Below are 22,187 nucleotides of genomic sequence, written 5' to 3'. Positions count from 1 at the left end.
TAAATAAAAAAATATCGACATCTTTCGGGAGGTGACTGTCACCATATAACTAATTGAATATTTCTAGAAATCCGTAACCATCAAAGTCACTGAAAAATTTGATTTTTACTCTAATATCTCTTTAACTTTATCTTCTGAAATTCCACATTGATCTGAAATATTGTTTATATTAATTTTCCTTTGAAATTTTATACTCTATGTCTACTTCTGAGCATCTCCCATCTTTAAATTTATTACAAATATGTGAATTTGCATGTTGATATAATTTAAGATTATATCATCTTCTTTTAATGTAATAAATACCATTAATCAAAATTAATAAAACATCCTCAAATTCTTCATATATATGCCTTTTATTACAATTTTATTCATTCAACAAAATTTTTCCCCAAAAAACTCACCAATGTCTATTTATATTTCTTTACTTAAATTTACATAAATAAAAAAAGCCTTAGAAAATTCTAAGACTTTTATCAATTAAATTTGTTGGTATATGAAATTTATCCCACTTTAAATTATTTCTAAACTAGATTTTCAAATGATTAACTAATTCAATAAGTTCATTTGCTCTTTGCTTAGTTGTATTTATTTCTTCATACAATGTTTCTGAATTACTATTAATATGTTCAACATCGCCAACAATATTCATTACATCCTCTGTGGTTGCATTTGCAGCACTTGTAATATCATCTATTGCCTTTGTCATAACATTAGTTGAATCCTAAAGTTTTTGTGTAGATATATTAAATTCTTCAAAGATACTTACCATTTCATTTGATTCTTTAGTATATTGTTGCCCAGTAGCCAAGAACATTTCATAGTTTTTAACAACTTCAAAGTCTAAAAAGTTTAAAATACGTTCTGAATCTGAAACTAATTTTTCAACTGATTCTAAAGCTATGTCAGCATTTACCGCTTCACCAATCTCATATGGATCACCATCTACATTAATATTTAATGTATCCACTCCATAAACTGTAGTTTTTCCATCTTTATCATAGCTTTCAGTATAAAGATATTTAAAATTATTCGCTAACTTTATTTCTGTAAAATCTTTTTGAAGTGATTTATAATATGCATCTTCCATATCTTTATTTTCCATAAAGTTTTCAAATTTATCTGTATCTATCATATTTACAATTGACATTAGGGATTTTAATGCTTCTTCCTCTGTCTGATTAATCGTATGATTATATATGTATATTCCCCCCGATATTGATGTCATAACAATTAGTAAAGAAAATACCGTAAAAATTACTATTAATCCTCTTTTTTTTAATATTCATTTTTTTCAATTTCACTCTAAATATTGGTAAATTAAATTTTTATAGATAATTATTCGACTTATTATAAGTTAATCTATACTGTATTGTCAATATAAGTTATAATATGAATAAAAATGAATAATTTAATGATTTATTTTTATTATAAGCAAATCCTATTTCTAGTTTCTTAGCTTTTACATATCTATTATTACTTAATGAAAATATAGACTATTCTATTTTATAAATCTATAATTTCATCTAATGAATTATAAATATGATTTATTTTTTCAACATATTGTATTAATTTTTTATAAAATTATAATCAAAAAAGAGCCTGCTTTTACACAAGTTCTAATTTGCAAAATATTTTATTACTTTAAAACTCCTACAAGTGTTTCACCAAAGTCTTTTGCTCCCATTGGTCCATCACTTGTAATTATATCATCATGCTTAACAACATGGTCTGTAAGGTAAGTTACATCTGCCTTTTTAAGTTCATCGATCATATTTTCTACTGGATAGCATGTACCTTTACGCCCCTTTAAAAGTCCAGTTTGTGCTATAACACAAGATCCAGCACATATACCTGTAATTAAGATTTTCTTGTTATATGCGTCTTTTAAATAATCAATTAACTCCTTATTATTCCACAAATAGTCAATTGTACCAGAGCCACCAATAACAGCTATAACATCATATTTTGCCATATCTTCTTCATTAAAAATTGATGTTGATTTGGTAATTACTTTTCCATCTCCAGTTATTTCACCTTTTTTTGTACTTGATACAGTTACCTCAACACCAGCCTTTGTTAATATATCTTTAGGAATGTTCAATTCCTCCTCATTATATCTATCTGGTGGAATTATAAATAATGCTTTTTTCTTCATGTCTTATCCTCCTATTATATCCATTTGTTGAATTCATTATAGATTTATTCTATAATAAAGTAAATAATGCACTTTGTTGTAACCTAGTAACAAAAAAGTAACCTAAAGAAAAGATGTGATAAATTTGAGCGATACATTACGCAAAGAAATTAAAGAAAAATTAGAAAAAAGACAATTTAATTGTGAAAAGGAATTTACTCTTTCAATTATAAGTGGAAAATGGAAGGTGGTTATTATATGGCATTTAGGTCATGAAGGCCCTTATCGCTTTAATGAACTACAACGCCTATTTTCAAATATTTCTCACAAAGTTTTAGCTAATCAGTTAAAAGAACTTACAGAAGATGGCATTATTACAAGAAAAACGTTTGATGAGGTTCCTCCTAAAGTAGAATATTCAATTACTGAACTTGGATCTACACTTATACCAATTGTGGATATGCTTTATGAATGGGGAAAAATGAGAATCCAGCAATTGAAAGATGAAAATTTAATATAAATAAAAAAGTCTTGATAAATAACTCAAGGCTTTTTTTCTCGTCTGGCTAAAAGAAAATCCACTCGCTTTAATTTTAATTATATTAAATATTATAACTCAGTATATTTTTTGCTATTTCCTTTTGCTTTCTCAACTGGATATTTCTTTTCATTCTTATCCATTTTACTATTTATGATCTTTTCAATATCAACTCCAAGGCAGTCTGCCATATGTACACAATACACTAAAACATCTGCAAGTTCTTCACATGCATGCTCCTTATTGTAATTCTCTTCATCCCATAAAAATTCTTCTAAAAGTTCACCTGCTTCTATTGATATTGCTTTTGATAAATTAGCTGGTGTATGAAACTGAGACCAGTCTCTGTCATTTCTGAACTTTCTTATTCTTTCTATTGTTTTTTGCATTTTATTAATCCTCTATCTCTCATATGTATTTATTTTATTATATCATTTATTGAATTTTATGATTATATAAATAGCAGCATGTCATTAAAATTTATATAATTTAAAAATCCTCGCTTTTTACATTTTAAAAAGCAATACGATACTCTTTATTTTAGAGTGCTGTATTGCTTTAATTTATATTATAACTGGTCTATAGAGAAAAAGAATAGTATTAAAATACTTCTCTAATAATAATTACAATTTTTGTTTTTCAATCAACTTTATTCTAAAAACAATCTTTAATTAATTTCATTGGTTCCTTTTCTACTAAAATTTTTCCATTTCTTACAGACATTATAATTCCACTTCGTTCTCTAATAGCCTCAAATTCATTTTCTGCATCTAAAACTATAAAGTTTGCTTTATTTCCAGGTTTTATATAATATCCATCACCTAAATGAAGTGTCTTTGCACCATTTTTTGTTATAAAATCTAAACCTTTTTCTATTTCTTCTTGAGACATTAAATGACCAATATGTAACCCAAAATCTAATATATTCATAAGATTTCCTGTTCCAAGTGGATACCATGGATCTGAAATAGAATCTTGAGCAAAACTTACATTCATTCCTGCATCAGTAAGTTCTTTTATTCTAGTTAAGCCTCTTCTCTTAGGATAAGTATCATATCTTCCTTGAAGATGTATATTTTCTGTAGGACAAGATATAAAGTTTATTTCACTTTGTTTTAATAATTTAAAAAGCTTAAAAGCATAGGCATTATTATATGATCCCATAGCACAAGTATGACTAGCTGTAGCCTTGTCTCCTAATCCTGCAAGATAACTTTCAGCTGCTAGAACTTCTAAAAAGCGTGATTGTTCATCATCAGTTTCATCACAGTGCAAATCTATAAGTTTATTATACTTACATGCTAATTCTACAGCTTTTTTTATAGATTTTTCACCGTACTCTCTAGTTAATTCAAAATGTGGGATCCCACCTACTACGTCGGCACCCATTTTCAAAGCTTCTTCAACTAGCTCATCTCCTCCTTTATATGCATACATTCCTTCTTGTGGAAATGCAATTAGTTGAAGAGTCACAATATCCTTTAATTGTTCTTTTAATTCAAGCATTGCTTTTAAAGCTGTTAACTTTGGATGAGTAACATCTACATGAGTTCTTATATATTGAACTCCACTATGAACTTGACTTTTAATTGCCTTCATTGCACGTTCTTTAACTTCATCTGTAGTTAAAGAATCCTTTGCTTCAGACCATCTTGCAATTCCCTCAAATAATGTTCCTGTTTCATTTTTATTTGGCATATTTGCTGTATAAACATAATCAAGATGTATATGTGATTCAACATAAGGTTCACATACTAATTTCCCTTTTAAATCAATATTTTCAGCCATTTGATAATAATTACCATCAACTGGCTTAATATCCTTTATAACATCTCCCTCAACTATAATGTCAAATAATTGGTTTGTATTTCTAAGTTTTGCATTTCTAAATATTTTCATTTTCTTCTCAACCTTTCTTGCTCTTTAATAGATATATTAATATTGTTAATTTATAAATATTGTCTAATTTTAATAATTAATATCTGGAATTTTAGATATATCATCTTTTTTTTCTTCTGGTTGTTTTATCACAAAATAAACTCCAACCATAACAACTATACTACATATAATTGTTTTTAAGCTTATTTGGCTTCCATTAATCACCACATCAAATATAATTGAAAAAACAACATATGTTATATTTAAACCAGTAGCTTTTGTTGCTCCAATTTCATAAATTGCCTTGTAATAGAACAAACAAAATAATGTTCCTAATAATCCTATTGCAGCAAGACACCAAACTATATTTGTTCTTAAAATATCAAAGCTAAGTCCTATTCCACCTACAATTGGAATTATAAAAAAAGCATAAATACAACCTGATGCTAGTTGTCTTATTTGAAGTGCAAATTCTGATGACAGTTCATTTTTCTTCATTCCAATTGCACATATAACACTTTCACATCCCCATCCAAATACACACACTAAAGCCCATATAATTCCTACAACACTAATTCCAGATTCATTTTGTGAATATGTAATTAAGCATATAGCTGAAATTGCAATTAATAACCCTAGCCAACCTTTTTTAGTAATTTTTTCTTTCAATAAGAAATATGCCAAAACTGCTGAAAGTGCTGGATACAATGATGATATTATTGCAGTATAAGATGGTCCAATATATTTAATTGCAAGTACATATCCCATTATTCCAACTGGTCCACCCATTGCTCCTGCTAGAGCAATAAATAAAGCGCTCCTAGTTTTCATTGCTTTAAATAAATCTCCTAGTTGTCTTTTAAATGCCAGATATATAAATGTCCATAATGCTGAAAATGCATCATGAAAAAATCCTGTTATAAATGGTGCTAAAAATGCTGCACCCTCTGGTAAAAATGGACTCATAGTAAGTACTATTGCCATAACAACTGTATCTAGGCCCCAAATTATTGCTGAACTTATTCCAGCAAACAAACCTACTTTATAATTCTTATTATTTTCCATAAAAAAATCCCCCTGTTAAATTAGATAGTGTAAAGTTGTTTACACTATGTTTTTTTATTTATTACTTTAGCTCTAACATTGCTTCTAAGACTTGTTAACTTTGTATGAAGAATTTTTGAAACTCTTACTTTTCCTCCATTGGAATTTTTCTTAGTTTCAATAAATATTAAATAATTAATCTAATCATTTCATAAGTTATCAACAGATTTTGATGCATTATAGTTTCCTAAAGATTGATGATGTCACATATGAAAATGCAAGAACAACTGTAGGTGTACTTCTCCCTCCTAAATAATATTCAACATCTGCACTTTCACCTTGTCCTCCATTATTTCTACTTGAAACAAATGCTACAATAGCAACAAATGTTAAAAATCCAACAAAAAATATAATTGACATTGTTTGTAAACTCATATTATTTCCTCCTTTACTTTTTTCAATATAATGATTATTTGCTTTAATTAAATCCCATATATTAATAATTTCATTACCCCAAAATAGATAGTTTATACCATAGTCTTTATTTATTTATTAATTAGCCACCTTACGCTTAATCTCATATATTACATTGACTTTTATACAATTTCATCCTTTTTAAACATAAATATTAATACTGACACTAGAGAAATCAGTGCTGTCAAAGCCTGAAATCCAATCATTATTTGCCATGTTTTCATTAATACTCCCCCCTTTTCACAATTGTAATAATCTTTTATAAATTCTACTTTGAATCTTTATTCATTCAGCATTAATAGATGTACTAAACTATTTTTATCTGCTAAAATCTACAATCTCCTACAAGTAAAAACGAGGCCCTAAGTAAAGTTAACTACTCTACTTAGAACCTCATTGCTCTCTCTATTTAAACGTAATTGTTTATATTAAATTTTCCTTACCTAAATATTAATCTAATAGTATTTCTCAGTCAAATTTTATTATATTTTTATGCAGTAATAACAAAAATATTAAAATCTTATTATTATTCATTAACAAAATCTATGTAAAAAGTCTGGACAAATATATACTAATAACTTAAAATAATAGTAAATGTTGGGGTATTTTTTTATGTTTCAATGCAAAGATTTATTCACTCTTCCTTCACTTACTAATATAAAGCTTTTATGTGGCAGCGAAGGATTAAATAATGTAATAAGATGGGCATACAAAGCTGAAAGCCTAAGCCTTAAAAACTGGGTAAAAGGTCATGAACTTTTAATAATAAGTGGTGCAATTATTGATAAAAAAGATTTTAATATATCAAATCTCATTTCTGAAGCTATAGAATTAAATCTTTCTGGAGCACTTCTTTTAGTTGGAGATAACTATATTAAATCCATCCCGAAGACCATAATAAAGCTATGTGACAAAAAAGGATTTCCACTCTTTCTAATAAGCTGGAACACGCCACTTGTCAATATTTTCGAAGAATTAGGACATGCAATTGTTCTTAGCAGTAGCATAAGTCAAATCAGAGATGATTTAGTATCAAGTATAATCTTTGGCAATGATTTGAATAAAGAAAGGCTACTACTTAAGGCTGAAGAGCTTGACTATCCTTTAAATCTCAGCCAAAGTGTTTTTTTAATAAACTTCTTTAATAATTCAGAAAATGAACAATCAAAACTATCTCTTGATGAATTTAAAATAGGAGACTTAAAAAACTTTCTTTTATCTCTATTTAAGGAAGAAAACTTTAAAGTTGTTCTATCTAATTACGGTAATAATATTGTAGGACTTTATACAAGCTCACAGTATAATCTACCTATGGATACTGATAGCCAATTTAAAAGTAATAATGATTTAAGCCACAATCTTTTTAACGAAAATAATAAAATCACTATAACTGATAATACTTACTTTAAAACCATCAATGCTCCTAATATATGCCATGAAATTCTAAATAAATTTCTTACAGAGACATTAAATAAGTATCCTTATATAAGCATGAATATAGGACTTGGAAAATGTTATTTTTCAATAGACCAAATACAAAAAAGCTTTAATGAAGCCTCAAAATGTATTTCCATATGTACAAAACTTAAACACAAAGGTAAAATTCTTTCTTATAATGAAATTGGAATTCTTCAAGTTTTCTCTGAAATTGAAAGACAGGATTTATTAAAAAATTATAGAAATGAAATGCTTAATCCTCTCATTATTCATGATAAGAAAAACAAAGGTGATTTAATACAAACATTAAAAGTTTATCTTAAGAATGATTGCAATATTATTAATACTTCTAAAGTATTAAATACACATAGAAACACAATAAAATATAGAATAAACCGAATTGAAGATATTTTAAATGTATCCTTATCAGATTCATTTACAAAACTTAATTTATACAATGCTATACTTATTCATTCATTTATATTATAAAATGTTATACATGTTGACTTTCTATCCCTAAAAAGAGCATCGCTACTGATTTAAAGTTAATCATTTTGCGACGCTCTCTTTTCATTAATTACAAATTATCTATACTTTTATTAACTTATAAATGTCCTTTACAGAATTGAATATATGAGTAGGTTTATATTTTGAAGCTTTAATTTCTTCTTTATTGGTTTCTCCAGTGAATACAGCAGCTGTGTCTACTCCGCTTTTTAGCCCACATAAAATATCTGTAATTTATTGATTTATTATTTTTCTTGCCACATCTGGATAGTTGGTAATTATTGAATCAATCTGATTTTCATATAAAAGTTTCATATCTTTTTCTTCATTAACAGTCCAAACATGCAAAAGCATATTTTCTTTTTTACATTCTTCTATAAGATTTTCATATTGAAGATTATATCCACAAGGATGCAGTGCAGTAACACCTAATTTTTTAGCATATTCTAAAATACCTATCCATCCATCACAATATAATAACCCAGTAGGTACCCTATTATTAAGTTCTTTAATTCTCTTTATTGTATAATGATTGAAAGATGAATATATTATTCTATCTTCCATTTTCATTTCTTTTGCGAGTTTTAATACTTTTTCTTCTATTCCTTCATAAAAAATAATTCCAGTTTTAATCTCTACATTTATTATTAAGTTTGTTGGTTTTAAAAGCTCATATACTTCTTTGAGTGTTGGAATCTTTACCTCTTCATATTTTTCATTACCATAATTAAAATTGAACTTTTTAAGTTCATCCAATGTATAATCTTTTACATACCCCTTACCATTACTTGTTCTATCTATTTTTTCATCATGTATTACGACTAATTCTTTATCTTTTGTAAGCTGTACATCTAATTCAATACCATCTGCTTTTTCATCTATTGCAAGCTTAAATGCTTCTAAAGTATTTTCTGGTGCATACCCTGAAGCACCTCTATGTGCCCAAATCCTTGTCTTGTACATAATTTATCTCCTTATACATAACTTATAATGTAAAAAGAGTATCTAACAATTAATTATTGTGGATACTCTTTTTTAATTTAATGCTTATATAATAATTATATTCAGTCCACTACTTATTAATGGTGTTATATTCTTTAATCGATTTATTTATACTGTCTGCCATAGCTTTTACAGTTTCTTCTGGAGATTGTTTTCCATTAAGCATATTTTCGATTTCAGTTTCAACTGTTTGTCTAGCTTCTGGGAATACGCTAAGTAATGCTCCAGCATATTCTGGTGCTGAACTGTGAAGTTGATCAATTGCTGTTTGAAATTGTGGGAATTCTTTAACATTATCTTTAAATACTTGTTCATTTTGTGCATCTGTTGTAACAGGGAAATATCCAGTGTTAGCATTCCAATAAGCTTGTGATTCTGGAGAAATCAAGAATTTCACAAATTCCCATGTAGCATCTTTCTTAGCTTCATCCTTATTATCTAAAGCCCATAAAGAAGCACCACCAATTGAAACTCCGCCTTTAGAGCCATCAACAACACTTGGGAAGTATGCAGTACCAACTTCAAATTTACCATCAACATCTTTTAAGATTTGTTTTAATGAAGCTGTTGAACCTAATGTCATTGCTGATTTCCCAGCTGAAAAGTCAGCAAGTCCTGCATCACCACCACGACCTACATTTGCTGTACATCCCTTGTCATATAAACTCTTCCATGCAGTTAAAATATTTAAAGCTGCTCCATTTTTGTCAAATTCAACTGAAGTTGCAGCGCCTTCTCTACCATTTCCGTTATCTGCATATTGAAGACCTTGTTTACATATAAATTGTTCAAAGAACCATCCATAAATTCCTAGTGATATAGCATTTGTTGCTCCACCTTCTGATGTTAAATCTCCTGATATGTTTTCAATTTGAGAAAAACTTTCTGGTGCTTTTTTAATTCCCGCCTTATCAAACATATCTTTATTATAATATAATATAGGTGTTGATGAATTAAAAGGCATTGAATATAACTTATTATCTACAGAATAATATGCTGCTATGTTAGGTTCAATTTTTGAAACATCATACTTATCTTTATCAATTAACTCCTGCATTGGAGTTATCCAGCCTGAATCTACCATAAAACGAGTACCAATATCATAAATTTGTACTAAATCTGCTCCCATATTTCCAAGCTGTGCACTTTTAAGTTTATTTATTGAATCATCATATTCCCCTTGATATTGTGCATCTACAAAAATTCCTTTATCATTTTCGCTGTTGAATTTATCAACTAAGTAAGTAAGAGCTTCTCCATTTACTCCACCCATAGAGTGCCAGAATGTTATTGTTGTCTTCTGAGCATCACTACCATTTGATGATGCATCAGCAGTCCCCTGACTAGCGCCGCCACATCCTGCAAGTGTAGTTAAAGCCATTGTAGCAGTTAAAACAAGTGGTAAGAATTTCTTTAATTTCATTTTTGTTTTCTCCCTTCAACTTTAAAAAATCATAATCTTTTTATATTAAACAGCATGTATTTTAAATTTGATCTTCTTAATATTAATACATGTTGTTTTTAGCCAACATAATAATCGATACATTTTACTTTTTAGTATATTTAGCCTTTAACGGCTCCTGAGAACATTCCTCTTATAAGCTGCTTTTGACCAACAACAAAGATTAATAGTGAAGGTACAATTATCATTACAACACCTGCAATCATCATCGTTATAGATTGAGAATCAATGCTGTTAAGCATACTTATACCAATTTGAACAGTTCTCATCTTATCAGAGCCAGTTACTAGAAGAGGCCACATATACATATTCCATGCATTTATAAATGTATAAACTGCCATTGCACCTATTGCCGATTTTGTAAGCGGCATTAAAATCTTGCATATAAATTTTAAATTTGTACATCCATCTATTTTTGCTGATTCATAAAGAGCAATTGGGAATGATAAATAAAATTGTCTGAATAAGAATATTCCCATGGCTGATGTTAAATATGGAACGATAAGTACCTGATATGAATCTAACCAGTTCCATGAACTTACTGTTAAGTAATTTGAAATAATTGTTGCTTCACCCGGAATCATCATTGTTGACATAACAAGCATAAACAATATTTCTTTGCCCTTAAAATTTAAGAACGAGAATGAAAATGCTGCTAGTGAACAAGATACTATCTGCCCAAGTGTTATAAGTCCCGCTACTACAAATGAATTGAATACAAATTTAAATAAAGGAACCTTTTTTAATACATCTACAAAGTTTGATATGGTTGGATTTTTAGGTATTAAATTTAAATCTGTTGTAAATACTTCACTTGATGGCATAAAAGCAATACTTAAAGCATATAAAAGCGGTAAAAGGACAATTAATACAACAACTAGATTAACTGCTAGTCTTAAAGAAGATTTAATTCTTTTTCTATTTTTGTGTTTTCTTCTCATTTTTGTTTGAATGTCTTCTATTTCTTTTTTGGTTATATTCTCATTAATTACAGCTTCCATTAATACTTGACCCCTTTCTTCTCCATTTTGAACATTACTAAAGTAAGTATCATTATTATTGCAAAAAGTATAACTGACTGTGCTGCTGCACTACCAAAACGATAATTAAAAAATGCGTCTCTATAAATTGAATATACAAGAAGGTTTGTAGACTCTCCTGGACCACCTTGTGTTAATATCTTAACTTGTCCAAAAGCCTGGAACGCTTGTATTATATTTACTACGAAAGTATAGAATAGAATTGGACTAAGCCCAGGAAGCGTTAATTTGAAAAACTGATGAATTGAATTTGCACCATCAATTGATGCTCTTTCATATATGGATTCATCAATATTGCTTAATCCAGCTGAAAAATACAAGAAATTAATACCGCTATTAAGCCATGCAGTTAGTACTGCAACACAAATTAATGCATACTTAGGGTCTGTCAGCCAATTTATATTAGAATTTAAAACTTTATTTGCAATTCCTACTGACGGATGAAGAATGATCTTAAATATCATTGCAGCTGACGAAGATGCAATTGCCATTGGAAGTGCATAAGCTGTGCTGAATGCTCTTATTCCAGGGAAGGATTTATTACATAATACAGCAGTTAAAAGTCCAATTGCCATGCTTCCTAAAACAACTATAGCTACAAAAACAAACGTAACAACTAAACTGTTATAAAAGGAAGGTGATGAAAATAAATCTGTATAATTTTCAAATCCTACAAATAATTTTGGTTGTCCCATTTTATCTGTTTTGTATAAGCTTAAATATAATGTTTTAAAAAATGGATAAAATAGAAATAATGAAAATATTATAAGACTCGGCATAATAAATGAATATGGTTCGATTTTAAATCTTTTTGTTTTATTCATCACATAAACCTCCTTTAACTTCCTCATGTAAGATATTCTTCTCGCTTTTTTCATCAAAAATGCATATATTTTTTGTATATATTAAAACCTCCGCCTTATCTCCTATCCCCAAATTACAATTATCTTTAAAAATTGCTGTTAAATCATTATCACCAATTTTAAAATAAATATTTGTTTTATCTCCAAGCATTTCACTTAAATCTACTTTTACACTAATTGGCGAAGATATATATTCTTTATCTCTTTCTGTCATATCAATGTTGTTTGTAATATGCTCTGGTCGTATTCCTATAATTACATTTTTGTTTTCATACCCTTTTTTAATTAACAAATCACTTTTACTTTTGGGTAAATATACTTTTTCATTGCCAAGATTAAAGTACATTAATTGATTTTCATTTTTCAATTGACATTTTATAAAGTTCATTGATGGAAGTCCTATAAATCCTGCAACAAATTTATTAACTGGATTATCATATAATGCCTCTGGTGTATCTATCTGATGTACCTCTCCATCTTTTAATACAACTATCTTTGTACCAAGTGTCATAGCTTCTGTCTGATCATGAGTTACATATATAATTGTATTGTTTAATTTTTTATGAAGCTTTGACATTTCAACTCTCATATGATTTCTTAATTTTGCATCTAAATTTGATAAGGGCTCGTCCATAAGCAAAATCTTTGGGTTTCTTATTATTGCACTAGCAATTGCAACTCTCTGCTTTTGTCCTCCAGATAATTCTTTTGGCATTCTTTTTAATAGCTGCTGAATCCCTAAAATTTCTGCAACTTCATTTACTTTTTCTTTTATAGTATTTTTCGAAACTTTTCTTACCTTTAAAGAAAATGCTATATTATCATAAACAGACATGGTTGGGTATAATGCATAATTTTGAAATACCATGCTTAGATCTCTTTCTTTGTGAGTTAGATAGTTTGCAAACTGTCCATCTAGCCACATTTCACCTTCACTTATTTCTTCAAGACCAGCTATCATTCTAAGCGTTGTTGACTTACCGCATCCTGATGGTCCAACTAAAATCACAAAATCTTTATCATCAACTTCTAAATTAACGTTTTTAACTGCATATGACTCCTCATCATATTTTTTACATATATTTTTAAGCAATAGTTTCGGCACTTAATTTACCTCCTCATAAAACTTGATTGTAATAAATTTCTTTAGTAAACTTTGTTGAACTTTTTTCAAAAATTTTCCTTCCAACAATTTGAATCTTATCACCACGCAAAATCAAAGTCAATTTAATGTAATTGTTTACTATCACTATTTACGTAGTATTTACACAATCTTTACAGGCCTTTATAAGTATCTTTACTTTGATTTAACACTTCCATGTAGATTAAATAAATCACATTATAAAATAAATTTAATATAATCTATTGCATAATAAGTTCTTTTTGTCTATTATTGTATAGTATTTATTAATAAACTTTAATAGAAAGGTAGGTCTACAAAGTGAAGCAAAATAAACGTAATATAGTTATAGCTATTATGCTAGCAATGTTTTTAGCTGCTTTTGAAGGAACGGTTGTGACTACTGCTATGCCAACCATTTCAAAAAGCTTAAATGGTTTTAATCTAATTAGTTGGGTATTCTCTTCTTATTTGTTAACATCAGCAGTATCTACTCCAGTATATGGTAAACTATCTGATTTATATGGTAGACGAAAGATTATAGTTACCGGAATAATAATATTTATTATAGGAAGCTTTTTATGTGCTTTATCTACAAGTATGGTTCATTTAATATTATTCCGTACAATTCAGGGTATTGGTGCTGGATCAATATTAACTATATCTTTTACTATTGTAGGAGATATATTTGAAATTGAGGAAAGAGCAAAAATTCAAGGTACACTTAATACTGTATGGGGGATAGCTGGTTTAATCGGACCTTTTATAGGTGGCTTTATACTAGATTATTTATCATGGCATTGGATATTTCTTATAAATGTTCCATTTGGAATAATATCTATTGTATTACTTATGAATAATTTTGACGAAGAGCTTATAAAGAAAAAGTCAATAATAGATTATCAAGGTATAGTAATTCTTACTCTTGCAATAGTATCATTGTTATTTGGAACCATGCAAATTGAAAATGGTGTTACAAAAATGATACCATATATATTAGTAACAATGGTTTTACTGTTCACTTTTTACTTATTTGAAAAGAAATCTACTGAACCATTAATACCCTTTAACATTTTTAATAGAACTACAATAATTATAAATATAATTGGCTTTGTAGCTTCTGTGGTTATAGTAATAATAGACTCATATATGCCTATATATATTCAAAATGTTTTAGGTTATAATGCAACAATTTCTGGCCTATCTTTAGCACCTATGTCTATAAGTTGGCTTTTATCAACATTTACCTTAGGTAAGTTGCTTACAAAAGTAGGAGAAAAACGAATTCTTCAAGTTTGCAGTGTTATTATGCTAATTAGTTCAAGTTTGCTTATAACTTTAAAAAGCATATCTTCCCTACCAGTAGTTATTATAATAGTGATTATTATGGGATATGGCGCTGGAGCATTATTTACAATAGTAACAATTGTAGCGCAAATTGGAGCAGAAGAATCTATGAGAGGTGTTGCAACTTCTACTAATTCTCTTATCCGTACTTTAGGACAAACCATAGGGGTAAGTATATTTGGTTCAATATTAAATAATGGTATTGAAATTTACTTTAAGGAACAATACATAGAGGGAATAAACTCCAATAACATATTTACAGCCATAGATAATAATATAATAAAAGCTGTTGATGGAAGTAATGCTATGTTTAATGGAATGCATTTTATATTTATTGCCATGACATTTGTTGCAGCAATTAATTTAATAACAACATTTTTACTTCCTAAAAAGTCAATTATAAAAGACTAAGAAAAAATAAGCAACAAGAATTTATATTAATTTTCACTAATATAAATTCTTGTTGCTTATTCAATAGGAAATCTAAGTGCTAACGATGATAAACTAAAATTTATTGGATCCTCAGTTGTAAATGCATTATTACCAAAAAATAAACCTGGATTATTTTCTAATCTATTTAATGATAAATCTTTTAAAATATTTTGAATATATCTTAATTCTTATAATTCCATTGCTGCATCAAAACCAGTTCTTGTTGCATTCCATAAAGTTCCTCCTTTTACACCGCAATCTCCAACAACATAAGTATCATCAACAATATCCTTTCACATTTAAAGGTAACCTCTTCTTTTTTTAGAAGTTCTTTTAATGCAATCATGCTAATTTGTATGCCATCTGCACCAATTCTTTATTCAGGAAGCAAACAGTTCTATAATGTGTTTAATTTCTCTTTACTACTTTGAGTTGCTACAACTTCAGGTGGTGTAAGCATGTATTGTCCAGATACTAATTTTATACTTGCTAAAGCTCCATATCTATGGATTACTTCTGCAATATCAGCTAAATCAGATATGTATAATGAATTACCTACATTAGTAATAGCTACACCTGAACTTTGTTTATCTACTGATGAAACCCCTAATGTAACAATTCTAGCTCCAGATTTAGCTAATGATTTTGTATAAGCTAAAAATTCTGGATTATCTCCACCATCCCTTCCACATAAAAATGCTCCTGCTGGTGAAACCTCAATACGATTTTTTACTACAACGTTTCCAATTTGAATAGGTTTAAAGATATTGGAATTTTTGTCCATAAAAGTCCCTCCCTTTATTATAATATTTATTTTTTAAAATTTTAAATAAAATAAAACAATGCATCTATAAGATTATCTTATAGATGCATTGTTTACAAATAATTCTACACATGGGTTTGTATTCTCTATTAAATAAGCTACACTAAATTTAATAGAATGATATATACCTTCTATTTCTACAAAAGAAAATCTACTGTTATTTAAGTCATTAATTCTCTTAGGTACAATACTTACTCCCATATTTAAATCTATCATCAACTTTAATATTTGGCTATCTACAACGGTCATAATTGGCTTAGGTTTAATATTATATTTGCCATAAAAGTCAGAAAAATGTTTATAAGTTTTTAATTTTTCTTCATATGCTACCATTATATTATTTTCCATGGCAAGTTCTTCTCTAGAAACTTTAAACTTACCTGCCAACTTATTATTAAAGCTAATCATAGCACATGCTTCATCTTCAAATATTATTTTATTACTAATATTTTTTGATTCCTCAATATCATATGACCATGTAAATACTACGTCATAAATTTTATTTTCTAATTCTTTACTTATTTTATTGAAGGATGCCTTTTTAAAGTCAATCTCTATTAGCGGATACATTTCCTTAAATCCTCTTAGAATTTGTGGCAGAAAAATTTCTTCAATGCCCCACATATTCCTATTGTAATCAATCCTTTAAATCCAAACGCTACACTTTCAGCTTTCCTTACTGCATTTTTATATCCTTCAACTACATTTTTCACTTCCTCATAGAATACCTTTCCAGCTTCAGTAAGTACAACACTTTTACTGGTTCTTATAAATAATTGAAAACCAACTTCAGCCCCTAATGAATTAATCTGCTGACTAATGACCGGCTGAGCCAAATGACATTCTTGTGCTGCCTTAGTAAAATTTAAATTATCAGCTACACTTATAAAATAAATAATCTTGTCTATTTGCATATGATCCCCCACTATTAAAAAAATTCTTCTAATATTATATCATTTATCTAATAAGATTTTGGACTTACATATAAAAAGAAGCCTTAGCTATTCTAAGACTTTTTCTTATAAAAATCAATTTTAAAATTTATTCTAGTTAACAAGCTCTTTTATAGCCTGTTCTAGTTCCTCAATGCAAATAATATTTTCCTTTAAATTTTTTATTAACTCTTCATCCAATAACACCTTATATCTATGTGCCAATCTATTTCTAAATTTTCTTATTTCTTTTATTTATATTTGCATCATAAGAATACATATGACATCTTTATTGGTTGCATTATAAGGTTCTACAGTTGCTACAAATTTTTGTGTGTTTTTTTCTCCACTATCATAAATTCTAATATTTACTTCTTTAATTTTATAATCCCTTATTATTTTTCATTTTCTCTTCATGCACTTAAGACCATTCACTCTTCATATTCATCTTCATAGCAATGCTTCCAAAGACATTTTCTATTGTTCATATCAACACCATATATTTTCAAGCTGATGGTTCATGGACTATATACTTCTAATCTATCCGTATCCCTTGGGTGTTAAGATAGTTGTCATAGAGAATAATTAATGTTATTCTCGTAAGAGATATAATTAAGGAGAGATAATCTATGACAAAAGATAATAGAAAGAATGTTACCACCTGAAAGTATTTCACCTTCTAAGTTATCATTTGAAACTGGAATAAGTAAATCAACTCTTGCAACATGGAAGACTAAAGCAACAGTTTCTCAAATAAAAAGTACTAATACATCTAATATTTTAGATAATAGCTGAGCAATTGCCTGTTGAATTAATCTATCTTGTGCAGTTGGTATTCCCAAAAATCTAACTCCACCATCTGGTTTAGATATTTCTTTTCTCCTTACAGGTGACGGATTATATTTATTTTCTAGTAGTTTAGTTTTAATTGTTTCCCTGTGTTTCTTGATATACTCGCGAAGTTCATCAGTCTTCATTCCATCAACACCGTGGATTCCTTTATTACTAATTACTCTTTTAAGTGCTAAAAGCATATTATTTCTTTCTAGAACTTTTTCAAGTAGCCTACTAGTATCAAATGCTTCATCGTTTACGCTTTCGCTATTTGGTAAAACCATGAAATTACTCGGCACCTTTGACATACCTTGAAGTTCCACTTCTACTTCCATCAACTGGCCTCTATATTGAGTTTTCTACTTTCTTTGTAATTTCTTTGACTTATCCAAAGTTGTAAACCTCCTAACGTTCAGTCCTTCATCCGCTATCGCGATTAGCGGAGTTACTATGACTTCTGCTGACTTCTGATAGTTCAGCTATATATCACTATATAGGTTGTATACTAGAAATTTAATTCTTATGGAACTTATCTATCAGACCTCCCCAGGTAAGAACACGTACTTTCACCTCATACATCTGCCACATCTACTCTTTCTGTTTTGGATAGTTATAGGGCTTTACTTTGTTTGGCAAGTTTACCCACAGAATTGAGCCTCGAATGTGGTTCGTGTACCTCAGACCAAGGCTTTGCCGCCAACTTCCTTCGGATTCCACCTCACGATGGACACCCTTGTCTTAAGCTAATGGTTGGCACTATCAGTCCAAACCACGGACTTTCACCGATTAGCACGTGCCCATGCTGGGCACACCAAAAATAAATCCTAAACTTCAATGAGTTTAGGATTTTGTTAATTATTTATAAGAGTACTCTAATTCTTCGTACTCTGAATTTTCTGAATGATTATCTATAAACTTCCTTATCTCTGCGACTATAGTAGGTACAATTGAAAGCCCAAGAGCTACAAGCCAATGGTGAAGTTCAATTTTAGTTAGTCCTAATGCTGTTCGAATAGATGGAACTATAACAATTATCACCAAAGCTAAAAGCATACATGCCATACTTATGACCAATGAAGGATTATCTAAAAATGTTCGTTTAAAAATTGATTTTCTGCTACGAACTGTAAGAATATGAAGAATAGAAGTCCATCCCAGTACTATAAATGCAAGAGTCTGTCCTATTTCAGCTGAAGGATTTTGAACACCAATATTCAAACAAGAACCAACATAATATGCTGCTAAAACAACCAGTGAACAAATGGCTGTCTGTTGTATAATTACATGTAACAGTCCACCGCTAAACAAGCTTTCTGTACGCTTTACTGGCATACTTTCCATAATTCTAGGATCAGATTCTTCCTTTGATAATTGAAGCCCTGGAATACCATCTCCTAAAACATTTATCAGAAGAAGCATAACTGGAGTAACTAAAACTCCCCATCCAACAATCTGTGCAAAGAGCATAACAAATATTTCAGATAGATTACATACTAATAAGAAATAAATAGTTTTTCTAATATTAGAGTAAACCTTACGCCCTTCATGGACAGCTTCCACAATCGTTGCAAAATTATCATCAGTTAAAATCATATCAGAAGCACTTTTTGCTACTTCCGTACCAGTTTTACCCATGGCTATTCCCACATCTGCTGCTTTTAATGCAGGCGCATCATTAACACCATCACCAGTCATGGCAACTACTTCTCCTTTTTTCTGCCATGCTTCCACAATACGGATTTTATCTGCTGGTGCAACTCTTGCATAAACAGAATAATCTTCAATAGATGCTGCTAATTCCTCATCAGTCATTTCCTCTAAATCAGATCCTGTAATTGCCTTCTGATCTTCTGATAAAATACAAAGTTCCTTTGCAATGGCTGCTGCTGTAGCAGCATGATCTCCAGTAATCATAATTGTACGAATACCAGCTTTCTTAGCTGATTTAATTGCTTTAATAGCTTCAGGTCTTGGAGGATCAATAAGCCCTACAATTCCAGAAAAATCAAGATCTTTTTCCACAGATTCTAGCTCGTCTTCATTAGGAAGCACATCTATATGCTTAATTCCAAGTGCAATTACTCTTAAAGCATCATCAGCAAAAGAATCATGCAACTTTTGAATTTCATTTTTATTTTCCAATGATATCTTATTGAAAGGCAAACGATCCAAAGCTCCTTTCGTAAGAACAAGATATCCTCCTTTTGGATCTTCAATAATTACAGTCATCATTTTTCTTTCTGAAGAAAATGGAATCTCTGCTACTCTTGGATATTGCTCTTCAATTTGATCCTTGTCCAATCCTTTTTCATGGAAAAGTCTAATAATTGCAGTTTCAGTAGCATCTCCAATATACTGTGGACTTCCATCTTCATCTATCTGAATCAAGGCATTGCTAGCGCAAGCAAGCATTTTTAGGAATTCTATCTGATTTTGAGAAAATTCATCAGAATCTTTTACAGGATTTTCTCCATAAAGGCACAGTCGTTTAATTGACATTCTATTTTGTGTTAGTGTTCCTGTTTTATCAGAACATATAATAGAAGTGTTACCTAATGTTTCAACAGCAGGAAGTTTACGAATTAATGCATTTTTCTTTACCATATTTTTAACACCATTTGACAAAGTCAAAGTTACAATTAGAGACAATGTTTCAGGAACTGCAGCTACAGCTAAAGATACTGCCAAAAGCATCATATTCCAAAAATCAGAACCCTGTATCATACCTATACTAAATAAAATAACAGCAGATATAATAGCAATTGTACTGATATTCATTCCCACTTTATCCAATCTTTGCTGTAAAGGTGTCTTGCCTTTTTTAGTATTTTCTAAAAATCCAGCAATCTTTCCAATCTGAGTATTCATACCAGTTTCCGTTACAACGGCAATACCATTACCTGCAGTAACCAAACATCCAGAGAATAACATATTGCTTTGTTCTGCAATAGGAACCTTACCTTCAGGTATCGAAAACCCATTCTTCTCTAATGGTTCACTTTCTCCAGTAAGTGAAGATTCATCTACCATAAGACTGTTGCTCTCCAAAATTCTTGCATCTGCAGATATTAAAGATCCAGTTTCTATAACCATAATATCTCCTGGAACTAGCTCTACAGTATCAATTTCCTGACGAATTCCATCCCTTATTACAAGACAAGATGGACTATTCAAATCAGCAAGACTTTCTAATGCCTTCTCAGCCTTACCTTCCTGAGTAATGGCCAATATTAAATTCATAACAATAATTGATAATATTACAAGAGGTTCTATAAAACTTTCTTTATGCCTCAATGACAGCATAAAGGACATTACAACTGCTATAATCAAAACTATAGTTGATATATCTTTTAAATGGTGAAAAACTCTCTTAATAAGACTTGGTTTTTCTGCCTTTGCAAATTCATTTTTCCCATGTTTCAATTGCCTCTCCTCTATTTTTTCTGAAGAAAGACCCAGTTCCATGTTACTGCGTAACTCTTCTAATACTTCTGTTTTATTCTTTTCATACCATTTCATATACTCATCCTTTCTGTTTTTTATTAAGATTTAATTAAAAAACTATTTTTATATTGTTTTCTAATTAAATTATTAGGTAGAAACTCTACCTAATAATTTAATTAAAAAGTAGGCTTTTTTGCCTACTATAGTTTTACCATTAATACTGCCTTCTAAAATTGTTATTGTTCTAAAAGGTTATCATAGACTTTAAATAAAAGTTTTTTTAATGTTTGAATTTCTTCATCTGTCATTCCTTTTAAAAGCTTCTCCTGCATGCTATTAAATATTTTTCTGATATCATCCAATACTTTTTCTCCCTTAGGAGTAATTATGAGTTTCATAGCTCTATGATCTTCATTACTTACTGTTCTAATTATATATTCTTTCTTCTCCAAGCCATTAAGAAGACTAGTAATTGTCGGCCCACGCAAGTCCATTACTTCCTCTAGAAAGTGTCTAGTTATATTATGTCCAGCTAGAATATTATCATAAATAATTTCTAAAAGCCGTCCCTGCTGATTAGTAACCCCCATATCCTTAAGCTTCTTATCATTCATATAATACAATATATGATATATACTACAAAAAAAAGAATCAAAATTTTTTTCATCACTCTTAAGCATTGTCATTTCCTCTCAAGTTAAAATAGGTAGAAATACTACGTAATTTACTTTATTATATATATCTTTTTAATATTTGTCAATGATAACAACATTTTATTTATAATAGAATTATATAACATTGGCATAGTTCTTTTACAAATTCTAATTATTTAGTGCACAGATCCTTTTATGAATATAAGAAAACAATTATTTAGTT

Annotated in this window: 22 protein-coding genes and 1 pseudogene; 3 read left to right on the top strand and 20 right to left on the bottom strand. The window is 29.3% G+C overall.

Translation table 11 applies throughout. The features are described from left to right. Window positions 1-526: 526 nt before the first annotated feature. The 3 genes from CNEONATNEC86_RS10255 to CNEONATNEC86_RS10245 all read right to left on the bottom strand — a co-directional run bounded on the left by CNEONATNEC86_RS10255 (window position 527) and on the right by CNEONATNEC86_RS10245 (window position 2,155). Window positions 527-706 carry a hypothetical protein gene (locus CNEONATNEC86_RS10255; protein WP_159135947.1) on the bottom strand — a complete coding sequence of 60 codons (180 nt, stop codon included), beginning with the start codon at window positions 704-706 and terminating at the stop codon, window positions 527-529. 15 nt (window positions 707-721) lie between these two features. Beyond that, complete coding sequence (locus CNEONATNEC86_RS10250; RefSeq protein ID WP_159135946.1) at window positions 722-1,147, bottom strand: hypothetical protein; 426 nt, start codon at window positions 1,145-1,147, stop codon at window positions 722-724. A gap of 489 nt (window positions 1,148-1,636) precedes the next feature. Next, entirely contained in the window at window positions 1,637-2,155 is a 519-nt protein-coding gene (locus tag CNEONATNEC86_RS10245; RefSeq protein WP_159135945.1) for a DJ-1/PfpI family protein, read from the bottom strand. A 124-nt stretch (window positions 2,156-2,279) separates the two neighbouring features. Here CNEONATNEC86_RS10245 and CNEONATNEC86_RS10240 point away from each other — a divergent pair, with 124 nt between their 5' ends. Beyond that, entirely contained in the window at window positions 2,280-2,654 is a 375-nt protein-coding gene (locus CNEONATNEC86_RS10240; protein WP_159135944.1) for a winged helix-turn-helix transcriptional regulator, read from the top strand. A gap of 89 nt (window positions 2,655-2,743) precedes the next feature. Here CNEONATNEC86_RS10240 and CNEONATNEC86_RS10235 read toward each other — a convergent pair whose 3' ends face one another. From CNEONATNEC86_RS10235 to CNEONATNEC86_RS10220, 4 genes are all read right to left on the bottom strand, one after another. Beyond that, window positions 2,744-3,061 carry a nucleotide pyrophosphohydrolase gene (locus CNEONATNEC86_RS10235; protein ID WP_159135943.1) on the bottom strand — a complete coding sequence of 106 codons (318 nt, stop codon included), beginning with the start codon at window positions 3,059-3,061 and terminating at the stop codon, window positions 2,744-2,746. Between the two features lie 265 nt (window positions 3,062-3,326). After that, complete coding sequence (gene codA, locus CNEONATNEC86_RS10230; protein ID WP_159135942.1) at window positions 3,327-4,571, bottom strand: cytosine deaminase; 1,245 nt, start codon at window positions 4,569-4,571, stop codon at window positions 3,327-3,329. Window positions 4,572-4,640: 69 nt separating this feature from the next. Then, window positions 4,641-5,615 (bottom strand): DMT family transporter, encoded by a 975-nt coding sequence (locus CNEONATNEC86_RS10225; RefSeq protein ID WP_159135941.1) that lies wholly within the window; start codon window positions 5,613-5,615, stop codon window positions 4,641-4,643. Window positions 5,616-5,831: 216 nt separating this feature from the next. Continuing rightward, entirely contained in the window at window positions 5,832-6,029 is a 198-nt protein-coding gene (locus CNEONATNEC86_RS10220; RefSeq protein ID WP_159135940.1) for a hypothetical protein, read from the bottom strand. A 651-nt stretch (window positions 6,030-6,680) separates the two neighbouring features. Between CNEONATNEC86_RS10220 and CNEONATNEC86_RS10215 the strand changes: the two genes are divergently transcribed. Next, entirely contained in the window at window positions 6,681-7,994 is a 1,314-nt protein-coding gene (locus CNEONATNEC86_RS10215; RefSeq protein ID WP_159135939.1) for a PucR family transcriptional regulator, read from the top strand. Window positions 7,995-8,093: 99 nt separating this feature from the next. Here CNEONATNEC86_RS10215 and CNEONATNEC86_RS22020 read toward each other — a convergent pair whose 3' ends face one another. From CNEONATNEC86_RS22020 to CNEONATNEC86_RS10185, 6 genes are all read right to left on the bottom strand, one after another. Continuing rightward, entirely contained in the window at window positions 8,094-8,237 is a 144-nt protein-coding gene (locus CNEONATNEC86_RS22020; RefSeq protein WP_353885320.1) for an HAD hydrolase-like protein, read from the bottom strand. A gap of 9 nt (window positions 8,238-8,246) precedes the next feature. Beyond that, on the bottom strand, window positions 8,247-8,975 hold the full coding sequence (locus CNEONATNEC86_RS10205) for a glycerophosphodiester phosphodiesterase (RefSeq protein ID WP_159116192.1): 729 nt from the start codon (window positions 8,973-8,975) through the stop codon (window positions 8,247-8,249). Window positions 8,976-9,084: 109 nt separating this feature from the next. Then, window positions 9,085-10,437, bottom strand: a complete 1,353-nt coding sequence (locus CNEONATNEC86_RS10200) for an ABC transporter substrate-binding protein (protein ID WP_159135938.1) — start codon at window positions 10,435-10,437, stop codon at window positions 9,085-9,087. Window positions 10,438-10,577: 140 nt separating this feature from the next. Then, the gene (locus tag CNEONATNEC86_RS10195; protein ID WP_374116954.1) at window positions 10,578-11,417 is read right to left on the bottom strand and encodes a carbohydrate ABC transporter permease; all 840 of its coding nucleotides are present in this window, start codon (window positions 11,415-11,417) and stop codon (window positions 10,578-10,580) included. A 59-nt stretch (window positions 11,418-11,476) separates the two neighbouring features. Continuing rightward, window positions 11,477-12,340, bottom strand: a complete 864-nt coding sequence (locus tag CNEONATNEC86_RS10190; protein WP_058295407.1) for a carbohydrate ABC transporter permease — start codon at window positions 12,338-12,340, stop codon at window positions 11,477-11,479. After that, a complete protein-coding gene (locus CNEONATNEC86_RS10185; protein WP_159135937.1) occupies window positions 12,333-13,484 on the bottom strand; it encodes an ABC transporter ATP-binding protein in 1,152 nt (383 codons plus the stop codon). The genes CNEONATNEC86_RS10190 and CNEONATNEC86_RS10185 overlap by 8 nt, the downstream gene beginning before the upstream one ends. Window positions 13,485-13,820: 336 nt before the next feature. On the opposite strand from CNEONATNEC86_RS10185, the gene CNEONATNEC86_RS10180 reads away from it, so the two are divergent. Next, a complete protein-coding gene (locus tag CNEONATNEC86_RS10180; protein WP_125149761.1) occupies window positions 13,821-15,257 on the top strand; it encodes an MDR family MFS transporter in 1,437 nt (478 codons plus the stop codon). 418 nt (window positions 15,258-15,675) lie between these two features. Here the strand turns inward: CNEONATNEC86_RS10180 and CNEONATNEC86_RS10175 are convergent, their stop codons facing one another. The 7 genes and pseudogenes from CNEONATNEC86_RS10175 to CNEONATNEC86_RS10150 form a co-directional block, all read right to left on the bottom strand. Continuing rightward, window positions 15,676-16,062 (bottom strand): oxidoreductase, encoded by a 387-nt coding sequence (locus CNEONATNEC86_RS10175; protein ID WP_230131957.1) that lies wholly within the window; start codon window positions 16,060-16,062, stop codon window positions 15,676-15,678. 72 nt (window positions 16,063-16,134) lie between these two features. After that, window positions 16,135-16,671, bottom strand: coding sequence for a LysR family transcriptional regulator substrate-binding protein (locus CNEONATNEC86_RS21545; protein ID WP_230131958.1), 537 nt, complete (start codon window positions 16,669-16,671; stop codon window positions 16,135-16,137). Window positions 16,672-16,685: 14 nt separating this feature from the next. After that, window positions 16,686-17,015, bottom strand: coding sequence for a LysR family transcriptional regulator (locus tag CNEONATNEC86_RS21540; RefSeq protein WP_230131959.1), 330 nt, complete (start codon window positions 17,013-17,015; stop codon window positions 16,686-16,688). A 132-nt stretch (window positions 17,016-17,147) separates the two neighbouring features. Next, entirely contained in the window at window positions 17,148-17,279 is a 132-nt protein-coding gene (locus CNEONATNEC86_RS22015; protein WP_370468868.1) for a hypothetical protein, read from the bottom strand. Between the two features lie 518 nt (window positions 17,280-17,797). Continuing rightward, window positions 17,798-18,202 (bottom strand): annotated as a pseudogene (locus CNEONATNEC86_RS10160) (group II intron reverse transcriptase/maturase); the annotation flags it as partial. Window positions 18,203-18,722: 520 nt separating this feature from the next. Then, the gene (locus tag CNEONATNEC86_RS10155; protein ID WP_159135936.1) at window positions 18,723-21,386 is read right to left on the bottom strand and encodes a cation-translocating P-type ATPase; all 2,664 of its coding nucleotides are present in this window, start codon (window positions 21,384-21,386) and stop codon (window positions 18,723-18,725) included. Between the two features lie 161 nt (window positions 21,387-21,547). Further along, complete coding sequence (locus CNEONATNEC86_RS10150) at window positions 21,548-21,991, bottom strand: MarR family winged helix-turn-helix transcriptional regulator (RefSeq protein ID WP_159116186.1); 444 nt, start codon at window positions 21,989-21,991, stop codon at window positions 21,548-21,550. Between the last annotated feature and the right edge of the window lie 196 nt (window positions 21,992-22,187).

This window comes from Clostridium neonatale, assembly GCF_900465025.1.
In the GTDB taxonomy this organism is placed as follows: Bacteria; Bacillota; Clostridia; order Clostridiales; family Clostridiaceae; genus Clostridium; species Clostridium neonatale.
Note: the sequence above shows the minus strand (reverse complement) of the source record. Positions and strands in the feature narration are given on the sequence as shown.

Bases quoted from the DNA above. Each gene is read 5' to 3' on its own strand.
- CNEONATNEC86_RS10255 (WP_159135947.1), bottom strand. From the start codon at position 706: ATGACAAAGGCAATAGATGATATTACAAGTGCTGCAAATGCAACCACA.
- CNEONATNEC86_RS10250 (WP_159135946.1), bottom strand. From the start codon at position 1,147: ATGTCAATTGTAAATATGATAGATACAGATAAATTTGAAAACTTTATG.
- CNEONATNEC86_RS10245 (WP_159135945.1), bottom strand. From the start codon at position 2,155: ATGAAGAAAAAAGCATTATTTATAATTCCACCAGATAGATATAATGAG.
- CNEONATNEC86_RS10235 (WP_159135943.1), bottom strand. From the start codon at position 3,061: ATGCAAAAAACAATAGAAAGAATAAGAAAGTTCAGAAATGACAGAGAC.
- codA (WP_159135942.1), bottom strand. From the start codon at position 4,571: ATGAAAATATTTAGAAATGCAAAACTTAGAAATACAAACCAATTATTT.
- CNEONATNEC86_RS10225 (WP_159135941.1), bottom strand. From the start codon at position 5,615: ATGGAAAATAATAAGAATTATAAAGTAGGTTTGTTTGCTGGAATAAGT.
- CNEONATNEC86_RS10220 (WP_159135940.1), bottom strand. From the start codon at position 6,029: ATGAGTTTACAAACAATGTCAATTATATTTTTTGTTGGATTTTTAACA.
- CNEONATNEC86_RS10215 (WP_159135939.1), top strand. From the start codon at position 6,681: ATGTTTCAATGCAAAGATTTATTCACTCTTCCTTCACTTACTAATATA.
- CNEONATNEC86_RS10205 (WP_159116192.1), bottom strand. From the start codon at position 8,975: ATGTACAAGACAAGGATTTGGGCACATAGAGGTGCTTCAGGGTATGCA.
- CNEONATNEC86_RS10200 (WP_159135938.1), bottom strand. From the start codon at position 10,437: ATGAAATTAAAGAAATTCTTACCACTTGTTTTAACTGCTACAATGGCT.
- CNEONATNEC86_RS10195 (WP_374116954.1), bottom strand. From the start codon at position 11,417: ATGAGAAGAAAACACAAAAATAGAAAAAGAATTAAATCTTCTTTAAGA.
- CNEONATNEC86_RS10190 (WP_058295407.1), bottom strand. From the start codon at position 12,340: ATGAATAAAACAAAAAGATTTAAAATCGAACCATATTCATTTATTATG.
- CNEONATNEC86_RS10175 (WP_230131957.1), bottom strand. From the start codon at position 16,062: ATGGACAAAAATTCCAATATCTTTAAACCTATTCAAATTGGAAACGTT.
- CNEONATNEC86_RS21545 (WP_230131958.1), bottom strand. From the start codon at position 16,671: ATGTATCCGCTAATAGAGATTGACTTTAAAAAGGCATCCTTCAATAAA.
- CNEONATNEC86_RS21540 (WP_230131959.1), bottom strand. From the start codon at position 17,015: ATGCAAATAGACAAGATTATTTATTTTATAAGTGTAGCTGATAATTTA.
- CNEONATNEC86_RS10155 (WP_159135936.1), bottom strand. From the start codon at position 21,386: ATGAAATGGTATGAAAAGAATAAAACAGAAGTATTAGAAGAGTTACGC.
- CNEONATNEC86_RS10150 (WP_159116186.1), bottom strand. From the start codon at position 21,991: ATGCTTAAGAGTGATGAAAAAAATTTTGATTCTTTTTTTTGTAGTATA.